At 52.1% G+C, this 20,672-nt stretch carries 23 protein-coding genes; 16 read left to right on the forward strand and 7 right to left on the reverse strand.

Features of this window, described 5'->3' with window-relative positions; genetic code table 11:
• The first annotated feature begins 8 nt into the window (after positions 1-8).
• Genes Ga0123461_RS05105 through crcB form a run of 3 tightly spaced genes read left to right on the forward strand, consistent with a single transcriptional unit; the run spans position 9 to position 2,817 of the window.
• Entirely contained in the window at positions 9-1,112 is a 1,104-nt protein-coding gene (locus Ga0123461_RS05105) for an OmpP1/FadL family transporter (protein ID WP_100277341.1), read from the forward strand.
• Between the two features lie 47 nt (positions 1,113-1,159).
• A complete protein-coding gene (locus Ga0123461_RS05110; protein WP_100278693.1) occupies positions 1,160-2,443 on the forward strand; it encodes a replication-associated recombination protein A in 1,284 nt (427 codons plus the stop codon).
• A complete protein-coding gene (crcB, locus tag Ga0123461_RS05115; protein WP_100277342.1) occupies positions 2,440-2,817 on the forward strand; it encodes a fluoride efflux transporter CrcB in 378 nt (125 codons plus the stop codon). The genes Ga0123461_RS05110 and crcB overlap by 4 nt, the downstream gene beginning before the upstream one ends.
• Before the next feature lie 65 nt (positions 2,818-2,882).
• On the opposite strand, the gene Ga0123461_RS05120 is transcribed toward crcB, so the two are convergent.
• Genes Ga0123461_RS05120 through Ga0123461_RS12315 form a run of 3 tightly spaced genes read right to left on the reverse strand, consistent with a single transcriptional unit; the run spans position 2,883 to position 5,595 of the window.
• Positions 2,883-3,746, reverse strand: a complete 864-nt coding sequence (locus tag Ga0123461_RS05120; protein WP_100277343.1) for a thiamine pyrophosphate-dependent enzyme — start codon at positions 3,744-3,746, stop codon at positions 2,883-2,885.
• Positions 3,743-5,458 carry a 2-oxoacid:acceptor oxidoreductase subunit alpha gene (locus Ga0123461_RS05125; RefSeq protein ID WP_100277344.1) on the reverse strand — a complete coding sequence of 572 codons (1,716 nt, stop codon included), beginning with the start codon at positions 5,456-5,458 and terminating at the stop codon, positions 3,743-3,745. The genes Ga0123461_RS05120 and Ga0123461_RS05125 overlap by 4 nt, the downstream gene beginning before the upstream one ends.
• Positions 5,455-5,595, reverse strand: coding sequence for a hypothetical protein (locus tag Ga0123461_RS12315; protein WP_157819235.1), 141 nt, complete (start codon positions 5,593-5,595; stop codon positions 5,455-5,457). The genes Ga0123461_RS05125 and Ga0123461_RS12315 overlap by 4 nt, the downstream gene beginning before the upstream one ends.
• Before the next feature lie 248 nt (positions 5,596-5,843).
• Between Ga0123461_RS12315 and Ga0123461_RS05130 the strand changes: the two genes are divergently transcribed.
• From Ga0123461_RS05130 to Ga0123461_RS05135, 3 genes are all read left to right on the forward strand, one after another.
• Positions 5,844-7,301: an NAD(P)/FAD-dependent oxidoreductase gene (locus Ga0123461_RS05130; protein WP_100277345.1), complete on the forward strand. Its 1,458-nt coding sequence runs from the start codon at positions 5,844-5,846 to the stop codon at positions 7,299-7,301.
• Positions 7,302-7,336: 35 nt separating this feature from the next.
• Positions 7,337-7,501: a hypothetical protein gene (locus Ga0123461_RS12455; RefSeq protein WP_198507133.1), complete on the forward strand. Its 165-nt coding sequence runs from the start codon at positions 7,337-7,339 to the stop codon at positions 7,499-7,501.
• A 212-nt stretch (positions 7,502-7,713) separates the two neighbouring features.
• Positions 7,714-8,139: a GFA family protein gene (locus tag Ga0123461_RS05135; RefSeq protein WP_100277346.1), complete on the forward strand. Its 426-nt coding sequence runs from the start codon at positions 7,714-7,716 to the stop codon at positions 8,137-8,139.
• Between the two features lie 187 nt (positions 8,140-8,326).
• On the opposite strand, the gene nhaA is transcribed toward Ga0123461_RS05135, so the two are convergent.
• From nhaA to Ga0123461_RS05155, 4 genes are all read right to left on the reverse strand, one after another.
• Positions 8,327-9,490 (reverse strand): Na+/H+ antiporter NhaA, encoded by a 1,164-nt coding sequence (gene nhaA / locus Ga0123461_RS05140; protein WP_100277347.1) that lies wholly within the window; start codon positions 9,488-9,490, stop codon positions 8,327-8,329.
• A 96-nt stretch (positions 9,491-9,586) separates the two neighbouring features.
• Positions 9,587-9,937, reverse strand: coding sequence for a hypothetical protein (locus Ga0123461_RS05145; protein ID WP_100277348.1), 351 nt, complete (start codon positions 9,935-9,937; stop codon positions 9,587-9,589).
• Between the two features lie 555 nt (positions 9,938-10,492).
• Positions 10,493-11,269, reverse strand: a complete 777-nt coding sequence (locus Ga0123461_RS05150) for an ABC transporter permease (protein ID WP_100277349.1) — start codon at positions 11,267-11,269, stop codon at positions 10,493-10,495.
• Complete coding sequence (locus Ga0123461_RS05155; protein ID WP_100277350.1) at positions 11,266-12,183, reverse strand: ATP-binding cassette domain-containing protein; 918 nt, start codon at positions 12,181-12,183, stop codon at positions 11,266-11,268. The genes Ga0123461_RS05150 and Ga0123461_RS05155 overlap by 4 nt, the downstream gene beginning before the upstream one ends.
• A gap of 98 nt (positions 12,184-12,281) precedes the next feature.
• On the opposite strand from Ga0123461_RS05155, the gene Ga0123461_RS05160 reads away from it, so the two are divergent.
• The 10 genes from Ga0123461_RS05160 (at position 12,282) to Ga0123461_RS05205 (ending at position 20,643) form a co-directional block, all read left to right on the forward strand.
• Positions 12,282-12,608 (forward strand): ArsR/SmtB family transcription factor, encoded by a 327-nt coding sequence (locus tag Ga0123461_RS05160; RefSeq protein WP_100277351.1) that lies wholly within the window; start codon positions 12,282-12,284, stop codon positions 12,606-12,608.
• A gap of 77 nt (positions 12,609-12,685) precedes the next feature.
• Positions 12,686-13,984, forward strand: a complete 1,299-nt coding sequence (locus tag Ga0123461_RS05165; RefSeq protein WP_198507134.1) for a TolC family protein — start codon at positions 12,686-12,688, stop codon at positions 13,982-13,984.
• The gene (locus tag Ga0123461_RS05170) at positions 13,981-15,006 is read left to right on the forward strand and encodes an efflux RND transporter periplasmic adaptor subunit (RefSeq protein WP_100277353.1); all 1,026 of its coding nucleotides are present in this window, start codon (positions 13,981-13,983) and stop codon (positions 15,004-15,006) included. The genes Ga0123461_RS05165 and Ga0123461_RS05170 overlap by 4 nt, the downstream gene beginning before the upstream one ends.
• Positions 15,006-18,329 (forward strand): efflux RND transporter permease subunit, encoded by a 3,324-nt coding sequence (locus Ga0123461_RS05175; RefSeq protein WP_100277354.1) that lies wholly within the window; start codon positions 15,006-15,008, stop codon positions 18,327-18,329. The genes Ga0123461_RS05170 and Ga0123461_RS05175 overlap by 1 nt, the downstream gene beginning before the upstream one ends.
• Positions 18,330-18,362: 33 nt before the next feature.
• On the forward strand, positions 18,363-18,587 hold the full coding sequence (locus Ga0123461_RS05180) for a YgaP family membrane protein (protein ID WP_100277355.1): 225 nt from the start codon (positions 18,363-18,365) through the stop codon (positions 18,585-18,587).
• Between the two features lie 200 nt (positions 18,588-18,787).
• On the forward strand, positions 18,788-19,186 hold the full coding sequence (locus tag Ga0123461_RS05185; protein WP_100277356.1) for a rhodanese-like domain-containing protein: 399 nt from the start codon (positions 18,788-18,790) through the stop codon (positions 19,184-19,186).
• A gap of 67 nt (positions 19,187-19,253) precedes the next feature.
• A complete protein-coding gene (locus tag Ga0123461_RS05190; RefSeq protein ID WP_100277357.1) occupies positions 19,254-19,673 on the forward strand; it encodes a rhodanese-like domain-containing protein in 420 nt (139 codons plus the stop codon).
• Complete coding sequence (locus tag Ga0123461_RS05195) at positions 19,640-20,008, forward strand: rhodanese-like domain-containing protein (protein ID WP_232710378.1); 369 nt, start codon at positions 19,640-19,642, stop codon at positions 20,006-20,008. The genes Ga0123461_RS05190 and Ga0123461_RS05195 overlap by 34 nt, the downstream gene beginning before the upstream one ends.
• Positions 20,009-20,010: 2 nt before the next feature.
• Positions 20,011-20,400 carry a DUF302 domain-containing protein gene (locus Ga0123461_RS05200; protein ID WP_100277359.1) on the forward strand — a complete coding sequence of 130 codons (390 nt, stop codon included), beginning with the start codon at positions 20,011-20,013 and terminating at the stop codon, positions 20,398-20,400.
• Between the two features lie 36 nt (positions 20,401-20,436).
• The gene (locus Ga0123461_RS05205) at positions 20,437-20,643 is read left to right on the forward strand and encodes a YgaP family membrane protein (RefSeq protein ID WP_100277360.1); all 207 of its coding nucleotides are present in this window, start codon (positions 20,437-20,439) and stop codon (positions 20,641-20,643) included.
• The last annotated feature ends 29 nt before the right edge of the window (positions 20,644-20,672 follow it).

Here is a 20,672-nt window from a genome sequence, read left to right on the forward strand (position 1 = left end):
GATTCCCAATGAAAAAAGTAATATGTTTGATCGCCGGAGTAACGTTTGGCAGCACTTGCGCCCAGGCTGGCGGTTTCATCCAGAGCAGCCATTCTGCTGCCGCAGCAGGTGTGGCCGATGCTTTTGCTGCCACGGCAAGCGATGCGTCCGCCGTTATCTATAACCCTGCAGGCATAGCCTGGTTGCCGGGCATATCGATAACCGGTGGTATTAATCTTTATTACAGAGATTCATCAGTGAAGATTCCGGGTGGTATCGCCCCGAATGAAGGGACTGAGCCCACCAGTGGCCATATCTTTGCAACCTGGGCGCCGCTGGATAGCCGCTGGGGCGCAGGTTTCGGATTTGCCCCTCTCTACTCAATCAACAACGACTGGAGCAGTACTGCTTTTGCTGGTGCTACTAAGCTTACGGTGGATCATGCCAGCTTTGATGGTGTCTATGCTGTCAGCAGCAGCCTTGCTATTGCTGCGGGCCTTGACTGGTATCTCACCCGTGCCGATTTTTCTCAGGTTCCCAACAGCTTTAAAAAGAACAACTTTGCCACCTTCGGTGGTCACGCGTCACTAATGTGGAAACCGGCACCGGCTTGGAGTCTTGGTTTAACCTATCGATCCGGTGCCAAGGTCAAGTTGTCCGGTTCTGCCAATCAGGAGCTTGCCATTAAGCTGCCCGATGAACTGACAGTTGCTGTTGCCCGTGATTTTGCCGATGTCTGGCGTTTTGAAACGGATGTGAAGTGGACCCGCTGGTCAACACTGAAGGATATGAATGTTACCGGTGCCACACCTCAGTCAAATCCTCTGAATCTTCGCGATACCATCACAGCGATGGCTGGCCTGACATGGACATGGCGCCCGGATAGCCAGTTCCGTTTTGGATATGCCTATGATCAAGGTGCAAACAAGAGTGCCGGCTATAACCCGATTATTGCAGATCAGGACGGTCACCGCATCACGCTTGGTATGGGCGGAGAGATGGCGGATATGCATATGGACCTAGCTTACAACTATACCTATTACACCAAGAAAACTGCGACTGGACTCAATGCAGGAACCTATCGTGATCGCAAGCAGGCGTTTGTTTTTTCCGTAAGTAAAACCTTCGATTAAGATACAAACGGGTGGCAGAACAGGTTTCATTTCTTCAACCCGAGGCCATGGCCAGCGGTAATGAGGTGGCCATACCGCTGGCACACCGCATGCGGCCGAAATCGCTGGACGAGGTGGCAGGGCAACATGAACTGACCCGCCCTGATTCATGGTTTGCAGCGATGATGGCCGAGGGTAGATGCATCTCCTGCATCTTCTGGGGGCCGCCGGGGGTGGGTAAAACCACGCTGGCAACGATGATGGCCGATGCTGCAGGCCTTCCCTTCACACAACTATCTGCCGTTTCAGCAGGTAAGGCCGAGGTGCAGCAGGTTGTGCGGCAGGCCAAAGAGCAGGGCCAAACATGGCTGCTCTTTCTTGATGAGATACACCGTTTTAACAAGGCGCAGCAGGATGTTCTGCTTCCCTATATTGAGGACGGCACACTGGTGCTGGTCGGTGCCACCACCGAGAACCCGTCGTTTACGCTGAATAACGCACTGCTTTCACGTTGCCGGATGATTGTGCTTAATGCACTGGAACCGGCTGATATTGAATCGATCCTGTTGCGTGCTGTGACATTCCTGCAGCAGGAGAGCCCCGCGTTTACTGTTGATTCCGATGCAGTGAGTTGGCTGGCATCAGGAAGCGATGGCGATGCCCGTTATGCGATCAATGCTCTCAATGCACTGTTTGAGTCGGACCGATCTAAAAGCTGGAGCAAGCAGGCGGTGAAGGCGCAGAGCCTCAGACGTGCTGCCCGATATGATCGTGATGGCGATGCCCATTACGATCTGATCTCTGCGCTGCATAAGTGTATACGCGATTCCGATGCCGATGCTTCCGTCTACTGGCTGGCGCGAATGCTGGAGGCGGGAGAGCAGCCGCTTTACATCGCCCGCAGGCTGATCCGCATGGCTACCGAGGATATCGGCCTGGCCGACCCCAAAGCACTGAATGTGACGCTCGATGCGCATCGCATGTATGAGATCCTGGGTTCACCAGAGGGCGAACAGGGGCTTTTTGAGGCAGCAATCTACCTGGCACTAGCCCCAAAGAGCAATGCGGCTTATATGGCCGAGAAGGGTGCGAGAAAGCTGGCAAAAGAGACGCAGCAGACGGATGTGCCGATACACCTGAAAAATGCCCCGACAAAGCTGATGAAGGAGCTTGGTCATGGTGTCGGTTACCAGTATGCACATAATGCAGTGGACGGGGTGGTAAATCAGCAGCATCTTCCCGATGGTGTGAACGCCGAGTTATATCAGCCTGTGGATCGCGGGTTTGAGCGTACGCTCAGAGAGCGCATGATTTGGCTGACTGAGAGAAAGGGCAGGGGAGATAAACCGTGACGGGGCAGTTGATCGCAGTGGCAATCGGAGGAGCAAGCGGTGCAGTGATGCGCTGGTTGATGGCGTCCGGTATCCAGAGGCTGGCTGGCGGTCCGTTTCCCTGGGGCACCTTTGCGGTCAATGCGATTGGTAGTTTCCTGCTTGGTTTCCTCTTTGTCTGGCTGATTGAGCGCTCCACGGTCAGTGAACTTGTGCGCCTGGCACTCACCGTTGGTTTTCTTGGTGCCTTCACCACTTTCTCCACCTATTCGCTGGAGTCGATTCGCCTTTTGCAGGAGGGAGCCTTGGCGCTCGCTTTCGGCAATGTGGTGGGTCAGGTGGTTGTCTGCCTCACTCTGACATGGCTGGGGATCCAGCTCGCCCGCGCGCTCTAGGTAGCTGCGAAAGCTTTTAAGAAAATAGCTGGCCGAACAGCTTAATCATTAAACTGTTTTCTTTTCTATGGATGCGAAAGATCGATGATTTTGCGGATATCGTAATCCTTTGAACCACCGGCCTGTTTGACCAGGTCGGCCATGATATCGTCCAATGTTGGGCGCTGGGTTTTATACAGAAGGCCTACCGGCTCCTTCTCCTTCTCTTTGAACTTGTAGACTAGTCGCATCGCCTTGCGAAGGTCAGTCACATCATGGCCTTCCGGAACTTCCTTGATGATGGACTTGAAATAGTCAGCGGTGTCCATCTTGTTGAAGCTGGGGCACTGGCTGAGGATATGGATATAGGCCATGCCCCTGTGTTCCAGCCCGCCCTTGATCAGTTCAGCGCACATCTTTGCATCGCCGGCAAAGGCCTGTCCCACGTAGGTGGCGCCGTAGGTGAGCATGTAGAGCAGTGGCCACATCGGTGCCTCAATGCCGCCATAGGGGGTGGTGTAGGCTTTCATCTCCCGCCTGGATGTGGGCGAAGCCTGTCCCTTGGTTAGCCCGTAGATGTGATTGTCCATCAGCACATAGGTGAGGTTAACGTTGGTGCGCCCCAGATGTGGCATGTGTCCGCCACCGATGGAGAAGCCATCACCATCGCCACCGGTAACCAGCACCTTCAGGTCAGGCCTAGCCAGTTGCAGGCCTGTGGCCACAGGGCCTGCGCGCCCGTGCAGGGTGTGCATTTTAAAGGCTTTGAGGAAGTAGGGCATGCGCGAGCTGCAGCCTATGCCTGAGATGTTTACGAGATTGGCGGGGTCTATCTGCAACTCGGCCAGTGCGCGGTAGACTGCGGCGAGTGCACCGTAGTTGCCACAGCCTGCGCACCAGACCGGATGTATGCCCGACTGATACTCTTTGGCTTTCATGAGTTCACTCATAACTGTTCCCTGACTGCGGCCTCAATGTTGGCCGGTGTGAAGGGCATGCCTCCGCAAATGGTGTGTGAAAAGGGATTGAGAGAGGTTTCCGCACGGATAAGGTGAGCCAGCTGCCCCTGATGGTTGACCTCAACGACGAGGATCGTGTTGCACCTCTCTGCGAAGCTCTCGAACTGATCCACCTGCATCGGCCAGAGAAGTTTGGGGTAAAAGCCTTTTACGCTGATGCCTTCACCCCTGAGGCGGGCGATGGCTTCGCGCACCACGCCGATCGTGCTGCCCCATGCGATAATGCCGATATCGGCTTCTATTTTGACATCGCCATCAATTTCAACCGGGTGATAGTGATCAGGCAGCGATTTAAGCTTATCAAAACGTTTGTTGGACATCATCTCATGATTATCCTGCGTAAAGGCAGGTCTGCCGTCTGCTTTATGCTCCAGCCCCGTAGCGATGTGGAGGGCACATGGGGTGCCGGGATCAGCCATCGGCGAGATAAAGTCTGCAGTCATCTCATAGCGCTGGTATTCACCCTCGCCACCCCAGCGTTTGCGCTGAACTACCTCTATGAGATCGGGATCGGGGGTAGGGATGGTCTGGCTGGAGAAGGCCAGTGAAGACTCGGATAACAGGATAACCGGGGATTGATAGTTCTCTGCAATATTCATCGCATCGACTGTCATGCTGATACAGTCAGCTACGTTTTCCACAGAGAGCACAATGCGGACGGCATCGCCGTGGCTACCGTAGATGGCGGCAAATAGATCTGATTGCTCATGTTTGGTGGGCAGCCCGGTAGATGGTCCACCGCGCTGAACGTCCACAACAACGGTCGGTGTTTCGCTCATAAAGGCAAACCCCAGCATTTCGCTCATCAGGGAGATGCCTGGGCCGCTGGTGGCAGTCATGGCCTTTTTGCCGGCGAATGATGCACCTATTACTTGCGAGATAGAGGCGATTTCATCCTCGGCCTGAATCAATGAGCCGCCCGTTTTGGGCAGGTGCATGGCCAGGTACTTGGCTATTTCGCTGGCCGGGGTGATGGGGTATGCTGAAAAGAAATCCAGGCCGCCAATCAGTGCGCCAAGGCCAATGGCCTCATTGCCGGAGATCATAATAACATCTTTTGACTCCGTACCTTTGGATAGCTGCAGCTTGTCGATCTTTTCCATGCCTGTCGCAAGCTCTGCACCCTTATCAAACGCTGCGAGATTGGAACGCAGTACCTTTTCCCCCTTGCTTCTGAACTTATCGCTCAGCACATCCTTTAAGGTCTTGGCGGGTATATTGAACAGTTCAGAGATGGCACCGAGTGCCACCATGTTCTTGGCCTTTTTAAAGCCCAGACCTTTTGAGGCTGTTGTCATCGGGATAGGGAAGGCAAGTACGCCATCGGGAATATCAGGGCTGAAGCTATCATCATAAACAAGGACGGTGCCGGGCACCAGGTGGCTTCTATTGAGGCCATAAGCCTCGCTGTTCAGCGCACAGAATATATCGAAGCTGTCACCCTGATTGTGCAGGGCTTTCATGCCGGCACGAACCTGATACATGGCATAACCACCACGCACCTCGGCAGGGAAGGTTTTGAATGTATATACCTCCAGACCAGAGCGGGCGCAGGCGGCAGCAATAAGATCGCCGCAGGAGATGATGCCTTCACCACCGTCGCCAGCAATCCGGAATATCATATCATGAGCGTGATCTGTCACGGTTCTGATCTCCTCTTAAGCTGCATATATCTATCATAGAGTATGCAACTTGAATAGGCTACTTCAGCAAGAGGATTAGATCTGTTTTCTCCATGAGAAGCAGCAAAGTCCTTTTCGTTTTCCAGCGATTCAGCCATCGGTCTATAATATTGTGACAGTGATGTGACTATTCATAAATAGCTCACAATGGCCTCCTGACTGCGGTCTGTTTTTCATATAGATCAGCTGTTTTGTAGACATACTGAATCAGTACCACTGCACTTTCTGAATTGCCTGATATAATAGTAGGATTATGTGATGCTTGACATATAACCATATTATAATATCTTAACGCCATAATTTGAATTCGATCTCTAATGACGTTTAGGAAACAGGAGGAGAAAACATGTCGCGAATCGTGATTTTAGGTGCAGGCATATCTGGCCATACTGCCGCCAGGTATCTTGATAAATGGATAGGCAAGAAACATGAAATTATCGTGGTTTCTCCTAATGCCAAATGGAACTGGATTCCATCCAATATCTGGGTAGGCGTGGGTCAGATGACTGAAGAGGATGTGACCTTCGATCTGGCTGAGGTCTATAAAAAGACCAATGTCGATTTCCGTCAGGCTAAAGCGATTTCTATCAATCCAGAGGGCAGTGCCGATAGTGAGAAACCATTTATCACAGTTGAGTACACCCTTGAGAGCAGAGCCGGTGAGCAGGAAAATATTGAATATGATTACATGATCAATGCCACCGGTCCTAAACTGAACTTTGGCGCTACCGAAGGATTAGGCCCGGATCATGGCCATACTGTATCGGTCTGTACTGCTGGCCATGCACTCGAGGCCAATGAGAAGCTGCAGGCGACCATCGATAGAATGAAAGCAGGCGAGCACTGCACTGTAGTGATCGGAACCGGTCACGGCATGTGCACCTGTCAGGGTGCTGCCTTTGAGTATATCTATAATGTTGATCATGTTCTGCGTGAAGCGGGCGTGCGTGATATGGCCCGTATTGTCTGGATCAGTAATGAGTATGAGCTGGGCGACTTCGGCATGGGCGGCGTACATATCAAACGTGGCGGTTACGTCACCAACGGTAAGACCTTCGCTGAATCACTGATGGTTGAGCGTGGCATCGAGTGGATTACCCGTGCACATGTGAAGAAGGTTGAAGCGGGCCTGATTCATTACGAGACGCTCGATGGTGAATTTCATGAGCAGGAGTTTGATTTCTCCATGCTGATTCCACCGTTTGCCGGTGTTGGTCTGAAGGCCTTTGACAAAGCCGGTGAAGATATTACAGCCAATATCTTTGCACCTAATGGCTTCCTGAAAGTTGATGCCGACTACACACCGCGCCCATTTGCGGAGTGGAGTGCCAAGGATTGGCCAAGGAACTACCAGAACCCAACCTACAAAAACATGTTTGCAGTCGGTATCGCCTTTGCACCACCGCATCCGATCAGCAAACCGATGCAGAGTCCTAATGGCACAGCCATCAACCCGACACCACCACGGACCGGCATGCCTTCAGCAACCATGGCTAAAGCTGTGGCTCAGAGCATCCGCGATATGGTTAATGGCGCTAAAGAGCCAACCCATTCTGCGTCAATGGCAGAGATGGGTGCGGCATGTGTCGCCTCTACCGGTTCGCATGTGTTTAAAGGAACAGCTGCAACAATGACTGTGTTCCCGGTTGTACCGGACTTTGAGAAGTATCCGGATACCGGTCGTGATATTGAGCTTACTACCGGTGAGATCGGTTTGGCAGGTCACTGGATGAAGTATATTCTACATCACACCTTCATCTACCAGGCTAAACTGAAACCGGGCTGGTCAGTGCTACCGGATTAATAGAATAGATATTTATAATTATTGAGGAGCATGACATGGCAAATAAAGTAACCAATAAGGAGCCTTATCAGCAGGCTTATTATCCACCAGCCCCGACCGGGTTTACCAAAAGTATGCGGACATCAGTCATCTGGCAGTTTTTCCGCTTTATCGTCATCAATCTGAAGATGCTTAAATTGATGTCGAAATCGCACCATTAATACCCAAGGGTATTAACCGCTGAAACACCAAAGCCCTCTGCGCAAGCAGGGGGCTTTTTCTTTTTTTTAAATAATAGCTTAACTTCCTTCGGGTGATGAGCTGGGTAAGTATCTAGGGTGTTTAATATGAATGGCTGCTTCCAGCCAAGCCCACTCATTCAGCATTTCCTTTTTTGAACTAGAATAGAACTATAAGTGAAAAGGAGGCAGCAATGAATGAGTTGGCACCTAACAAGATATCCTGCCTTTGCGGGGTAGTAACCCTCACTACCAAACCAATCAAACAACAGTTTACAGCATGTCATTGTGGCATGTGTAGGCGATGGGGTGGCGGCCCTTTGTTGGCAGTTGATTGTGGAACAGAAGTTCAGTTTGATGGGGATGAATTTGTAGCGATATATAACTCGTCTGAATGGGCAGAACGTGGGTTTTGCAAGAAGTGTGGAACACACTTGTTTTATCGTTTAAAGGAGTCTCGAGAGTATCAAATTCCTGTTGGACTATTTGAGGAAGTGGTTACCCTGAAGTTTGGACTTCAAGTGTTTATCGATAGAAAACCCGATTATTACACCTTTGCCGATATAACCCAGAAGATGAGTGAGGAAGAGATATACGAGATGTATAAACCTAAGAGTTAGCGACCCAGTCGTTCGCTCAGTGTCCGCTCCTTTCCGCAATCGGGCGGCGATAGTGAATCCTGATACTGTGCATAGATAGACAGTACGCCGACATGCAGGGTCAGTGAGCAGAGAGCGAATCAGTAACGGGAGTTGCTGAGTTGTTTGAACTCGGCCGGTCAGAGGCTTTCTTTATGTTTTCAGCGGATTACTTCAGAGACTTTTTGAGCCAGATGTAGCCGCAGATGGCTGAGAGGCTGGAAGCTAAAATGATACCCAGGCGCTCATCGAAGAGGAGATTGTTACCACTACTCTCAAAAGCGAGGGAGCCGATAAAGAGGCTCATCGTGAAACCGATACCGCAGAGCAGTGATACACCGTAAATAAGTGACCAGTCGACGTTCTTTGGCAGCTTGGCTAGTCCCATTTTTACTGCCAGCCAGGCAAAGGTGAATACGCCAAGCTGTTTGCCGATAAACAGGCCTAGTGCGATGCCAATGGTTACTGGATGTAACATCTCATCAATGCCCATGGCACTTACATTCAGTCCCGAGTTGGCAAAGGCAAAGATGGGAAGGATGACAAAGGCGACCAGGCCGTGCAGGTCATGCTCCAGCTCTTTAAGCGGCGAACGCCCACTCTCCGGTTCCCTGGCAAGAGGAATAAACATTGCCAGAAATACACCGGCAAGCGTGGCATGTACGCCCGATTTCAGTACAGCTACCCACATCACCAGTCCAAAAAAGATGTATGGCGTCAGCCTGTAAACATTTCCCCTGTTCAGCAGGGCAAGCGCAGTCATGCAGACAGCGGCGGTGATCAGACTGATTGCGGAGATATTGCTGGTATAGAAGATAGCGATAATGACGATCGCACCGATATCATCAAAGATCGCCAGCGATACCAAAAAGGTTTTTAGTGCCAGCGGTACGCGATCACCCAGCAGGGTCAGTACGGCAAGTGCAAAAGCAATATCGGTCGCTGTAGGGATTGCCCAGCCCTGCAGGGCAACCGGATCATGGCCATTCACCAGAATATAGATCAGAGCCGGTAGAGCCATGCCGCCAATTGCAGCAAAGGCAGGCAGAGCAATAGCGCGTGCGCTGCCCAGCTCACCTTCAAGTATTTCCCGCTTCAACTCCAGGCCAACAATGAAAAAGAACAGGGCCATCAACCCATCGTTGATCCATAGCAAAAGTGGCTTGGCAATCTGAAGCGCGCCGATACGTACCTCTACGGGTGTATCAAGCAGCAGGTCGTAGTAGTGCGAAAGCGGAGAGTTTGCCAGCAGCATGGCAAGCAGGGCCGCGGCAATCAACAGGATGCCGCTGGCTGATTCGAGCCTTAAAAATGTTTTGATTGCTGCAACCATTGAGCCTCCAGAGCTATGAGGTTTTCATGTTATCTTATGTGAGATTAAAGGTGAACTAAATGACCAGTGCAGAAGGGGGTGCTTAAGAAGTAAAGCTCAAGACTCAGAGGAGGGATTGAGCGGCTCGGGTTGGCCGCGCATTTTACGAAATGCATTGATCAGATAGATTTTAATATAATTAAGCATCACACCAGCCATTATGCCATAACTGATCGCAGCCATGCTGCTTAATGCACCCTGGCTGAGGGTGATGATTTCGATTGCCGATACTGCTAATTCGCCCATGCTGACGGCCGCAAACGCGATAACTTGAGGTGCGAGGAAGAGGGTCGCCGCCGCTATCGCCAGACGTTTAAGAAATATTGTTTCAAGCTTCATAAACAGAATAAACAGAGCAAGAATAGTTGCTGTAGAAAGGTGTACACCTGCGATTAGATTGATATCCATTTTCTCTCCAGGGCCCGACGAGGCGGTGCATATTATAAGGTGACGATTTCTGCCTCCTGAATCATTAATATTCTATGAAGCTGGAGTAGCCATGGGAAAGGGTGAATAACTTGGCATCAGTACTGATCGGAGGCGATTAAACAGTTACGATACAGAAGGTACTGGTTTTCTTGGCGAGATGACCAATCTGGATATGAGACAAAAAAAAGTCCCGGCACGGTCGGCCGGGACTTACACTGATTCCACTCCGGGGGTTATAGAACGCCGCCCAGATATAGAAAGAACACTACCACTATGCCGCCCGTAATGCCTGTCAGCATCAATGCTTCCATGGTTCCGTTTACCTGCTCTGAATCGCTCATGTTGAACTCCTGTTGTCGCCACCTGGGCGAACAAGCTTTCTAAAGTAGAATAACCGAGAAAAATAATCAACTATTTTCATTGTGGTTAAGGTTTGTAAATATTTGAAAAATAAATATTTTTTCCACAGTTTGCCAGCCAGTGGCTCCTTCAGACGCGCCTCTGTTCTTACTATTGATGAACGATTCTAGATGCTTAGCGAAGCAGGCGGTGAGCGGCCAGGCGCGCGGCCAGAGTGAATCCTGCTACCGCATAAATAGCGAGCACGCCGACATGCAGCCACGGCATAGTTAACGGCATCTCTGTGAGTAGGGGCCGAATCAGTGCCACCGCATGGGTCAGCGGCAGAATCTGCGCCACCATCTGGACGAAGGCTGGCAGGGTGTCGATCGGGTAGAAAACACCGCAGAAGAGGAACATCGGTGTCACTGCCAGGGTGAAATAGTAGAGGAAGAAGTCGTAGCTGGGGGAGATCGCGCAGATCGCCAGAGCGGGACCCGCAAAGGCGAGACCTACCAGGAAGATCACAGGTAGAGCCAGAAGTGCCGTTTCCCACTGCTGGATGCCGCCTAGCAGGCCTGCAACCAGGAAGATTGCCGTGCCGCTGATCAGGCTCTTGGTAGCTGCCCACACCTGTTCACCTGCAATGATCTCGGCAATGCGTACAGGGGTGGCTAGCATGGACTCCCAAGTGCCCTGTTGGTTCATGCGAGTAAATGCCGAATATAAGGACTCAAAGGTGGCTGTGTTCATCGCGCTGGAGCAAAGGATGCCGCTGGCGAGATACGCCATGTAGGGGATGCCTCCCATGGCACCAATATAAGATCCGAGGCCATAGCCGAGGCCCAGAAGGTAGAGAAATGGATCACCAAAGTTGCCGAGCATGGAGGCGCCGGCAAGCTGCTTCCAGACGAGAAAGTTTCGCCGCCAGACGGCCAGCACACGGGTGAGATTAAGGTGAAAGGGGCTCATGCCTCTTCCCTCATATCACGCCCGGTAAGTTTCAGAAAAACATCTTCGAGTGAGGCGGGACGATGGATGAAGGTGAGTTCGGCTCGCTCGCTACAGCGTGCTACCAGTGGGCGTGCATCAATGCCGTAGCAGAACCATGTGTCGCCGACATGATCACGGCGGATATCCAGCCCTTCACAAAGCTCAATCGCATCCAGCTCATTGTGCAGCCCCCGGATTGCCACCACCTCAGGTTCAACATGCTCGACAATCAGGTCGCGCGGTGTGCCACGCGTCAGGATCGAGCCGCGATCCAGTACCATCAGTTCATCACACAGCTCTGCGGCCTCCTCCATGTAGTGGGTGGTTAGAATCAGGGTTTTGCCATGTTTTTTCAGTGAACGTAGCCGTTGCCAGATCAGGTGGCGCGCCTGTGGATCAAGGCCCGTGGTCGGTTCGTCCAGCACAATAAGATCAGGGTTATTGATCAGGGCGCGTGCGATCATCAAGCGCCTGCGCATGCCACCGGAGAGGGCGGATACCTGATCGTCTCCACGGGAGGTGAGGGCGGCGAATTCGAGTAGATCCTCGATGCGGGGCTCGGCATCTTTAGCGCTAATGCCAAAGTAGCCGGCATAGACCTTCAGGTTCAGTCGCACGGAGAAATCCGGGTCAAGGTTATCCTGCTGCGGGACGACACCTACGCGGCTGTGAATGGATGCATCGGAGACATCTCTACCAAACAGTCTGTAACTACCAGCAGTGACCGGGGAGAGGCCAAGCAGCATGCGCATGAGCGTTGTTTTGCCTGCGCCATTCGGGCCAAGAATGCCAAAGCAGATACCCGGTCGAATATCAAAATCGACACCACAGACCACCTCCCGGTCGGCGAATATTTTGTACACACCTTTTGCACTGACTACAGTTCCACTCATTGCCCTAATCTCTCACAACCGGCGGCAACTTCAATGTGTGGGAAACAGATGCATATTACATGTTGCTAATATAATCAGAATCGAATATATTACGCCGCATGAGTGAACTACCGCAAATCCCAGAAGATAGAATTAAAGCTGCCAGTCAGGGTTTAAGAGCCATTGCGCACGAATTGCGCCTCTCCGTGCTCTGCCTGCTGCTTGAGCGCCCGATGTGTGTACATGAATTGATTGAGGCAACCGGAGCCGCGCAGTCCAACCTGTCGCAGCATCTTGCTAAGATGCGTATGCTTGGTATTCTTGAAAATGAAAAGAGGGGACAGGAAGTCATTTACCGCATCGCCAACCCGGCGTTTGCTGATCTGGTGCAGTCCTTGAAGTTTATCTACTGCCCAGAGATGTGTGTGCCCTCTAAGGGGGAGTAATGCCATTTTTTTGCTCTAATGTATCAGTAAATTCTAATTCTGTAATAAAGCCTCTACTTCTTGCGGGGGCTGTTTTTGTGACCCAGCCAATGGCTGTTGCAGGAGATATTTCGACGCTGAGAGAGAGCGTGGAGTATGCGCTCACACATAACCGGATGCTGGGCGCTAATGCACAGTCTGTAGAGCAGGCCAATGCCGGCCTTTCCGATGCAACAGGGCGTCTGCTGCCGCGTGTTGATCTCTCCAGTGGCGTGGTTCGCAGCAATGCGCCGGGAGACTATTTCGGCATGAAGCTGAACCAGAAGGGTATCACTGCTGCCGACTTCAACCCGGCCGTGATGAATAACCCCGGTTATATCAATAATTACCAGACCCGTGTCGGCGTGACGATGCCCCTGTATCAGGGGGGCGCGCTCTGGGCAGGCCGGAAACTTGCTTCACATCAAGCGGATGCAAGTCTCTACGGGCATGACTACATGAAACAGCAGATTGTGTTTCAGACGGTGTCAGTCTATGCGAGAGTAAGGCAGTCGCAGGCGCATATTGAAGCGATGCAGGGCGCTGTAGTTGCAGCAAAAAAACGACTTCAGGATACAGAGGCCATGGAGAAGCGTGGTGTTCTTATCAAGAGTGATGTCATGGATGCCCGTGTTCACCTGCTGCGCACGACGGTCCAGCTGGAAGAGGCGAAAAACGCTTTAGCCGGCAGTAAGGACATGCTCGAGCAGGTGATGGGGCTGAACGGCGATGTGGCGCTGAATACTGAAGAGGATCCGCACCTGAAGATGCCTGTCATGACTCTGGAAGAGGCGATTGAAAAGGCACTTGCGGCTCGTCCAGATCTGAAGGCGCTTGAAGAGAATCATATGGCTGCCTCCGCTGGTATCGACAGGTCACGTGCAGCCTTCCTGCCACACGTTGATCTGGTAGCCGCACAGGATTGGAACTCATCCACCTTTGGTATGAAAAATCGCAACTCTATGGTTGGTGCGACAGTGACTATGAATATCTTCTCTGGCGGTTCCGACGCAGCCAGAATGCGTGCGGCTCAGGCTGAAACGGTGTCGCTGGAGTATAAAACTGGCGATCTCAAGCAGCAGATTCGCAATGAAGTGTCTCATGCCTGGCGACAGCTGGCTGAGTCCCGCATGCGCTTTGAAAGTGAAAGCGAAGCGATGCACCAGAGTGATGAGTCGCTGCGTATCAAATCGCTGCGCTATGAGCAGGGGCTAACCAAGACCTCTGATCTTCTCGACGCACAGGTGCAGACCGATTCAACGCGTGTTTCCACGATTCGCGCAAAATATGATGTAACGGTTGCCGAGGCGGCGTTGCTGCTGGCAGTCGGCGCTCTCAGTGAAGAGGTGATTCAATGAACAGACATTTCGCTTTTGCCGTAGCGGTTTCATCCGGGTTGTTGCTGGTAGCCTGTGGTTCTGATGATGGGAACGGCGATGCGGGGCAGCCGGTGCTCTCCAAAGCTGATACTTTGACACTTACCTCAGTTGAACTACCTGCGCGCTACGTCACCAGCGGCACGGTCACCTCCGACCATCGCGTTTCGATCAGCTCGCGTATCTCCGGTTATATTCGTGAGCTTCCGGTACGGGAAGGTGATCGCATTAAAACAGGCCAGGTGCTGGTTCGTGTTGATCCTGTGAATGCACGTCAGGGTCTTGTGCAGGCTGAAGCAGACCTGGCCGATGCAAAAGGTGACCTGAATCGCTACGAAGAGCTGTTCAAAGCCAGTGCTGTAAGTAAGCAGCAGCTTGACCGTGTTCGCCTGCGCTACAAGGTGGCTCGCTCACAGGTTGAACAGGCACGCAACCAGCTCAGCTATGCTGAGGTGCGCTCACCTGTTGACGGTGTTGTTGTTGAAAAACGCATGAATAAGGGTGACTTGGCATCACCGGGTGCGCCGATTCTGCTGCTTGAAGATCCAGCCAACCTGCTGGTGGAGACATATGTATCTGATCAGTTCGTCAGCGGTATCCGCGAGGGTGATGAGGTTGAGATTGAGGTTTCATCGCTGCAGCAGGCTTTTACAGGTGTTGTACGCCAAGTCGTGCAGGCGGCCGATGCCGTCTCTCACCAGTTTCTGATCAAAATTGCCCTGCAGGCACGTGATGATGTGCATCCGGGTATGTACGCGCAGGTCGGATTTAAGGTCGGCAGCCGCAAGGGGTTGCAGGTTCCTGTTGCTGCCGTGATTGAGCGTGCTGGTTTGAATGGTACCTATGTGGCCGATAGCAACGGAATTGTGCACTACCGCCAGATCCGTCTCGGCCAGAAGCGGGGCGAGCAGATCGAGGTTCTGGCAGGGCTTCATGATGGAGACACCGTTGCCTGGAACGGAGCGCCTGCACTTGTAACCGGCATGAAGCTACAGGCCAAATAATGAGCGATAAATCATCTCAGAACAGTGAGGCTCCTCTGAATATTGCAGGGCGCCTCGGTAAAGCGGCGATGTTCTCCAATCTGACACCGATGATCAGCCTACTGATTTTTCTGGTTGGTGCAGTGGCGTTGATGGTGACGCCACGTGAAGAAAATCCCCAGATTGATGTGCCTGCAGCTAATGTGTTTGTACAGATGCAGGGTGCCAGTCCCGAAGAGGTGCAGAACCTGATTGTGCGCCCGATGGAGATGGTGCTGCGCGAGATTACCGGTGTAGAGCATACCTATGGCATGGCGGTGGATTCGCTGGCAGTCGTGACGGTGATGTTCGAGGTTGGCGAGGATAAAGAGGTTAGCCTCGTTAAGCTCTATGATCGAATTATGCAGAATATGGACCGGATTCCGGCCGGCGCTTCGCAGCCGCTGGTTAAACCGGTGGATGTTGATGATGTGCCTGCCTCGGTGATTACACTCTCATCGCGCGAACTGGACGGACTGGCTCTCAAGCGGCTCGCAGAGCGGGTTCGTGACCAGCTCGCGCCACTTGATGGCGTTTCCGTAGCCGAAATTATCGGTGGCCGCGATCACGAGATCAGTATCCGTCTCGATCCGGCACGCCTGGCTGCTTACCGTATTCCGCTTGATCAACTGCACAACGTTTTGGTATCAGCCAATGCGGGTGGCCCGGTGGGATCACTGGTCGGTGACAACCGTGAAACAAAAATTTGGCTGAATGGTTACCTGAAAACCGCCGAAGAGGTGGGGCAGCTGGTGGTCGGAGAGTGGCAGAACAGGCCGATCTATCTCAAGGATATTGCCAAGATCAGCGACGGTGCCGCTGAGGCTGAGAATTATCACCGTATTGGTTTCGGAGCATCTGTAACCGGAGCAGGTATCACTGGTGAGCCTGAGCTGCCTGCTGTATCCATTGCGCTGGCAAAAAAGCGTGGCACCAATGCCGTTGATGTGACTCAGCGCATCGAAGCCAAGCTCAATGAACTGAAGGGCGATTTTATCCCCAATAACGTACAGGCCACAATCACCCGCGATTCGGGGTTGCGTGCCAATGCTGCAGTGAACATGCTGATCGAACATCTGGGCATCGCGATCGGAACTGTAATTCTGATTCTGCTGCTCTTCCTCGGCTGGCGAGAAGCAGCCATCGTGACCATGAATATCCCGCTGATTCTGTTTGTGGTGCTGGCAATCGGGCTGATGGCCGACCAGACAATCAACCGGATTACGCTCTTCGCTCTGATCCTGGCGCTCGGCCTGCTGGTAGATGATGCCATTGTTGTGATCGAAAATATTCACCGCCACCTGCACAAGGGTGTAAAGGATGCGGCTGATAAGGCGCGGCTGATCGTGACCGCAACCAACGAAACGGGTAAGCCAACCATTATCGCTACTATTGCCGTGATCCTCGCATTTGTGCCGATGGCATTCGTGACTGGAATGATGGGGCCGTATATGGGGCCGATTCCTTTTAATACACCCATTGCCATGGCTGCATCGCTGGTCATTGCATACATGTTTACACCGTGGATTGCGCAGCGTTTTCTGCCGACGAAAAATGTGACTGCTGTCCAGCATAGCAACAGCGATGAAGAGAAGGACTGGGTCTACCGTACCTATATGCGTTTTGCTGTGCCGCTGGTCGAGAAGACCCGCGTCCGCAAAGTTTTCTGGATTGTCACGCTGCTACTGTTTCTTGCCGCCATGATGCAGCCGGGTTGGCAGTTTATCAGGCCGGCGGGTATCAACGGCCCGCTTACGCCAGGCACCGTTGAATTGAAGATGCTGCCCAAGGGCAACAACAACACCTTCAATCTTACTATTGATTTGCCGGAAGGGGCGACACTGGAAGAGAGTGATCGCGTATCCCGTCAGGTGGGTGATGTACTGCGTGCCCATCCGATGGTGGTCGATTATGAGACATTTGTAGGTCAGGCTGGACCTGTAGACTTCAATGGCATGTTGCGTGGTGCCGTGCTCAGGAAGGGGGCTAATCTCGCCGAGATTCGCGTTAACCTGGTCGATAAACATGAACGCTCGATCCGCTCTGTAGGTATCGTACTGGAGCTGCGCGAGCTGTTGGTACCTGTTATGGCAGCCAACCCGCATGCCATTATCAAACTGGTTGAGGATCCACCTGGTCCTCCAGTGCGTTCAACGCTGCTGGCGGAGATTTACGGACCTGACTATGAGACCCAGCGACAACTGGCCAAAGAGGTACGCAAGAGATTTGTTGAAACCTATGATGTTATCGATGTTGATGACTCAGTAGGTGATGACCAGATGCAGTTGAATGTGCATGTGGACAAGCAGAAGGCAGCGCATCTGGGCGTGGCAACGCAGCAGGTTGTTACTGCCCTCCAGGATTTCCTGAGGGGCTACGACTTTGGTGCCATGCACGTTGATGAGGAGCGCCACCAGGTGCGCCTGCATGTGCAGTTGCCAAAAGCGCTGCGTGCCCATGCCGAGGACTTGCATCGCATCTATGTCAGTGGTGCACAGGGGGCGGTTCCGCTCTCTGCTATTGCTGTGATTGAAGAGAGCATGGCCAGTAAACCGATCTATACCAAGGATGGTCATCCGGTCACTTATGTGATGGCTGAGCCTAAGCAGGGTTCACAGGTTTACCCGCTGCTGGAGATGGATGGCAAGATTGATGAGCACGAGGTACTGCCGGGTGCTACCGTGAAGACAGGCGGTATGCGCTTTACCGATACCGCACCTGACAACACCTTTGGTTACCATATGCTGTGGGATGGAGAGATGCGTCTGACACTGGATGTGTTCCGCGATCTTGGTGCGGCATTTATTGTGGCACTGGTGCTTATCTTTCTGCTGATGGTGGCTTATTACGGACAGTTTGTCCTGCCTATGATGGTGATGGCACCGACTGCACTGACGATGATCGGCATCTTCCCCGGTCACTGGATTACGGGCCAGCCGTTCACGGCTACATCGATGATCGGCATGATCGCTCTTGCCGGCATCGTGGTGCGCAACTCCACGCTTCTCATCGATTTTATTGTCGACTACCGTAAGCAGGGGTATTCGGTGAAGGAGTCAGTGCTGGAAGGTGGGGCAGTGCGTGCGCGTCCGATTTTGTTGACGGCCCTTGCTGTGATTGCAGGAACCTCGATCATGATTACCGATCCGGTATTCGGAGGTCTCGGTGTTTCAATGGCATTCGGTACGCTGGCGGCCACGATACTGACCCTCTTCGTGACACCGCTAATGTATTACCTGTGGTACAAAAACCGTCCGTGGGAATCCGAGCAGGATGACTCGGAACTTGCCAAACAAACTGATTAATCCAAAAAAACTGAAAACTGAAGGAGAACTACTGTGACGATTCAACGCACAATTCGCATCATTGCCGGCTCATTTATTCTGCTGAGTCTCTATCTCGCATCCCGCTACAACGGCGTGGTACTCACTGAGCTGACATGGCTCTGGTTCACCGCATTCATCGGGGTAAACCTGTTGCAATCCGGTTTTACCAACTGGTGCCTGATGGAAACCATCCTTGCCAAGCTGGGCATGAGAAGCTGCTGTGAGCAAGCAAAATAGAGCGTGCAATGCTGTTGCTCAATTTAGCGCGATAGTAAAATAAAAGTTAGAGCAAAAGCCCTGCCTGAATTAGCTGAATAGCCACAGAGCAGGAGATTGCCAAAGTTGACGGGTGCAGGCGGGACTCCTCTCCCCCCATCCCTATACGCGGATATCGTCTGCACCCGTCATTCATTTAGTTTTATGATTTGAGGTGGAACATGCAATTTATGCAACAATATGCCGTATACATTTTTATCGCCCTGCTGATCAGCTGGTTTCTCTGGCAGCGGGTGATTGGCCCCAGGCTTTCAGGTGTTAAATCGTTGAGTGCTGCCGACTACATGCAGATGCGCAAAAAGCCGCACACGCTGGTTGATGTTCGTCAGCCCGGTGAGTGGCAGGCTATCCATGCCACAACAGCTGTTCATATTCCTCTGGGCGAGGTGAAGCAGCGTATGGACGAGATACCGAAAGATAAAACCGTGGTGGTGATCTGCGCTTCAGGTGCTCGTTCATCCATGGCTGCGACAGCACTTGCCAATGCCGGATACAGTGAGGTATACAACTTCTCCGGTGGTATGGGGGCATGGAGCAGCGCAGGGCTGCCGACTAAGTGACATTATCACAGAAGAGGGAAGCTTGTATATTATGATTTCCTCATATAAAAAGAGACAGGAGATAAAGATGGTTACAAAGAGAGTCTGGTTAATAATGGTAGCGTTGCTTGTTATGCCGATGACAGCCGCTGCATGCGGAATGGGTGAGAAGGTTGCCGAAGGTTATGAAAATACCGAGGTGAAGCACGCTTACCAGCACTGGAATCAGGGTGATTCCTCCGCAGTACCATTTGTCTTTATCGATGTGCGCACGCCTGAAGAGTATGCAGAGGGTCATGTAGAAAATGCAAAGCTGATTCCGGTTCAGGAGTTGGTTGAGCGTATCAATGAGGTGCCGAAGGATAAGCAGGTCTACGTTTACTGCCGTTCAGGCAAACGCTCTGCTCAGGCAGCAACCATTCTGGCAAAAGCAGGCTACATTAACATCGAGAATGTGCTGGGCGGTATAACTGCATGGAAAGACGCAACTTATCCGGTGGTGAAGTAATGCTCGATTCGATCAACGTGAACCAACTCTATCCGCGCTGGCTGGTCGCACGGGAAAACAGCCGTCCATTCGTGCTGATTGATGTGCGTTCGCCGGATGAATTCCGTGCTGTTCATGTGCCCGGTGCAAAACTTATCGCGCTCAATACATTGATGGCGCGTGCCAACGAGATCCCTAAAGAAGGAGATGTTTACCTGATCTGCCACTCAGGGGCCCGTTCAGCACAGGCGGCAATGTATCTTGGGCAGCAGCTTGGATATAATAATCTTATCAATGTTGATGGCGGAACCATGGCCTGGACCAATGCTGGTTATCCCGTTGAGAAGGGGGCGTAACAATGAATAACTACGGAATAAGAACGGTTTATAATGGCACTGTCGAAGCGGCAGAGGTTGCTATTACCGATGCGTTGAAAGAGGTGGGGTTCGGTATTCTTACCCGCATTGATGTTGCTGCGACGTTGAAAAACAAGATCGACGTGGATCGTAGGCCTTATGTGATTCTAGGTGCCTGCAACCCGAAGCTGGCCAATAGAGGCATAAATGCCGAGATCGAGCTGGGCCTTTTCCTGCCCTGCAATGTGATCATTTATCAGAATGAGAGTGATGAGACTGTGGTGTCGCTGATCGATCCGATGGCGATGGTCAGCATGCTCGACAAACCTGAGCTTAACCACCTTGCTGACGATGCCAGACCACTGCTACAGCAGGCGCTGGACAGCATTTAGTAGGATATAGAAAAAGAACAACATAAGGAGAGTAATATGAAAGCAAATGTAGGAACAGTTGATCGCGTACTTCGTCTGGTAGTCGGTTTGGCAGTCATTGCCTTCGGTTACATGGGTGGCCTAACTTCCCCGTGGAATATGGTAGCGATTGGTGCAGGCAGCGTATTTGTTCTGACCGCACTGATTAAATTCTGCCCGCTTTACCCGCTTCTGGGCATCAATACCTGCGGTAAAGAAGGTTAATTGAGCATTATGTACCTGGACGGTGAGTA

This window comes from Mariprofundus aestuarium (assembly GCF_002795805.1).
GTDB lineage: Bacteria > Pseudomonadota > Zetaproteobacteria > Mariprofundales > Mariprofundaceae > Mariprofundus > Mariprofundus aestuarium.

Bases quoted from the DNA above. Each gene is read 5' to 3' on its own strand.
- Ga0123461_RS05185 (WP_100277356.1), top strand. From the start codon at position 18,788: ATGCAATTTATGCAACAATATGCCGTATACATTTTTATCGCCCTGCTG.
- Ga0123461_RS05150 (WP_100277349.1), bottom strand. From the start codon at position 11,269: ATGAGCCCCTTTCACCTTAATCTCACCCGTGTGCTGGCCGTCTGGCGG.
- Ga0123461_RS05135 (WP_100277346.1), top strand. From the start codon at position 7,714: ATGAATGAGTTGGCACCTAACAAGATATCCTGCCTTTGCGGGGTAGTA.
- Ga0123461_RS12315 (WP_157819235.1), bottom strand. From the start codon at position 5,595: ATGGCTGAATCGCTGGAAAACGAAAAGGACTTTGCTGCTTCTCATGGA.
- nhaA (WP_100277347.1), bottom strand. From the start codon at position 9,490: ATGGTTGCAGCAATCAAAACATTTTTAAGGCTCGAATCAGCCAGCGGC.
- Ga0123461_RS05190 (WP_100277357.1), top strand. From the start codon at position 19,254: ATGGTTACAAAGAGAGTCTGGTTAATAATGGTAGCGTTGCTTGTTATG.
- Ga0123461_RS05145 (WP_100277348.1), bottom strand. From the start codon at position 9,937: ATGGATATCAATCTAATCGCAGGTGTACACCTTTCTACAGCAACTATT.
- Ga0123461_RS05205 (WP_100277360.1), top strand. From the start codon at position 20,437: ATGAAAGCAAATGTAGGAACAGTTGATCGCGTACTTCGTCTGGTAGTC.
- Ga0123461_RS05195 (WP_232710378.1), top strand. From the start codon at position 19,640: ATGGAAAGACGCAACTTATCCGGTGGTGAAGTAATGCTCGATTCGATC.
- Ga0123461_RS05110 (WP_100278693.1), top strand. From the start codon at position 1,160: ATGGCCAGCGGTAATGAGGTGGCCATACCGCTGGCACACCGCATGCGG.
- Ga0123461_RS05130 (WP_100277345.1), top strand. From the start codon at position 5,844: ATGTCGCGAATCGTGATTTTAGGTGCAGGCATATCTGGCCATACTGCC.
- Ga0123461_RS05170 (WP_100277353.1), top strand. From the start codon at position 13,981: ATGAACAGACATTTCGCTTTTGCCGTAGCGGTTTCATCCGGGTTGTTG.
- Ga0123461_RS05160 (WP_100277351.1), top strand. From the start codon at position 12,282: ATGAGTGAACTACCGCAAATCCCAGAAGATAGAATTAAAGCTGCCAGT.
- Ga0123461_RS05200 (WP_100277359.1), top strand. From the start codon at position 20,011: ATGAATAACTACGGAATAAGAACGGTTTATAATGGCACTGTCGAAGCG.
- Ga0123461_RS05105 (WP_100277341.1), top strand. From the start codon at position 9: ATGAAAAAAGTAATATGTTTGATCGCCGGAGTAACGTTTGGCAGCACT.
- Ga0123461_RS05175 (WP_100277354.1), top strand. From the start codon at position 15,006: ATGAGCGATAAATCATCTCAGAACAGTGAGGCTCCTCTGAATATTGCA.
- Ga0123461_RS05155 (WP_100277350.1), bottom strand. From the start codon at position 12,183: ATGAGTGGAACTGTAGTCAGTGCAAAAGGTGTGTACAAAATATTCGCC.
- Ga0123461_RS12455 (WP_198507133.1), top strand. From the start codon at position 7,337: ATGGCAAATAAAGTAACCAATAAGGAGCCTTATCAGCAGGCTTATTAT.
- Ga0123461_RS05120 (WP_100277343.1), bottom strand. From the start codon at position 3,746: ATGAGTGAACTCATGAAAGCCAAAGAGTATCAGTCGGGCATACATCCG.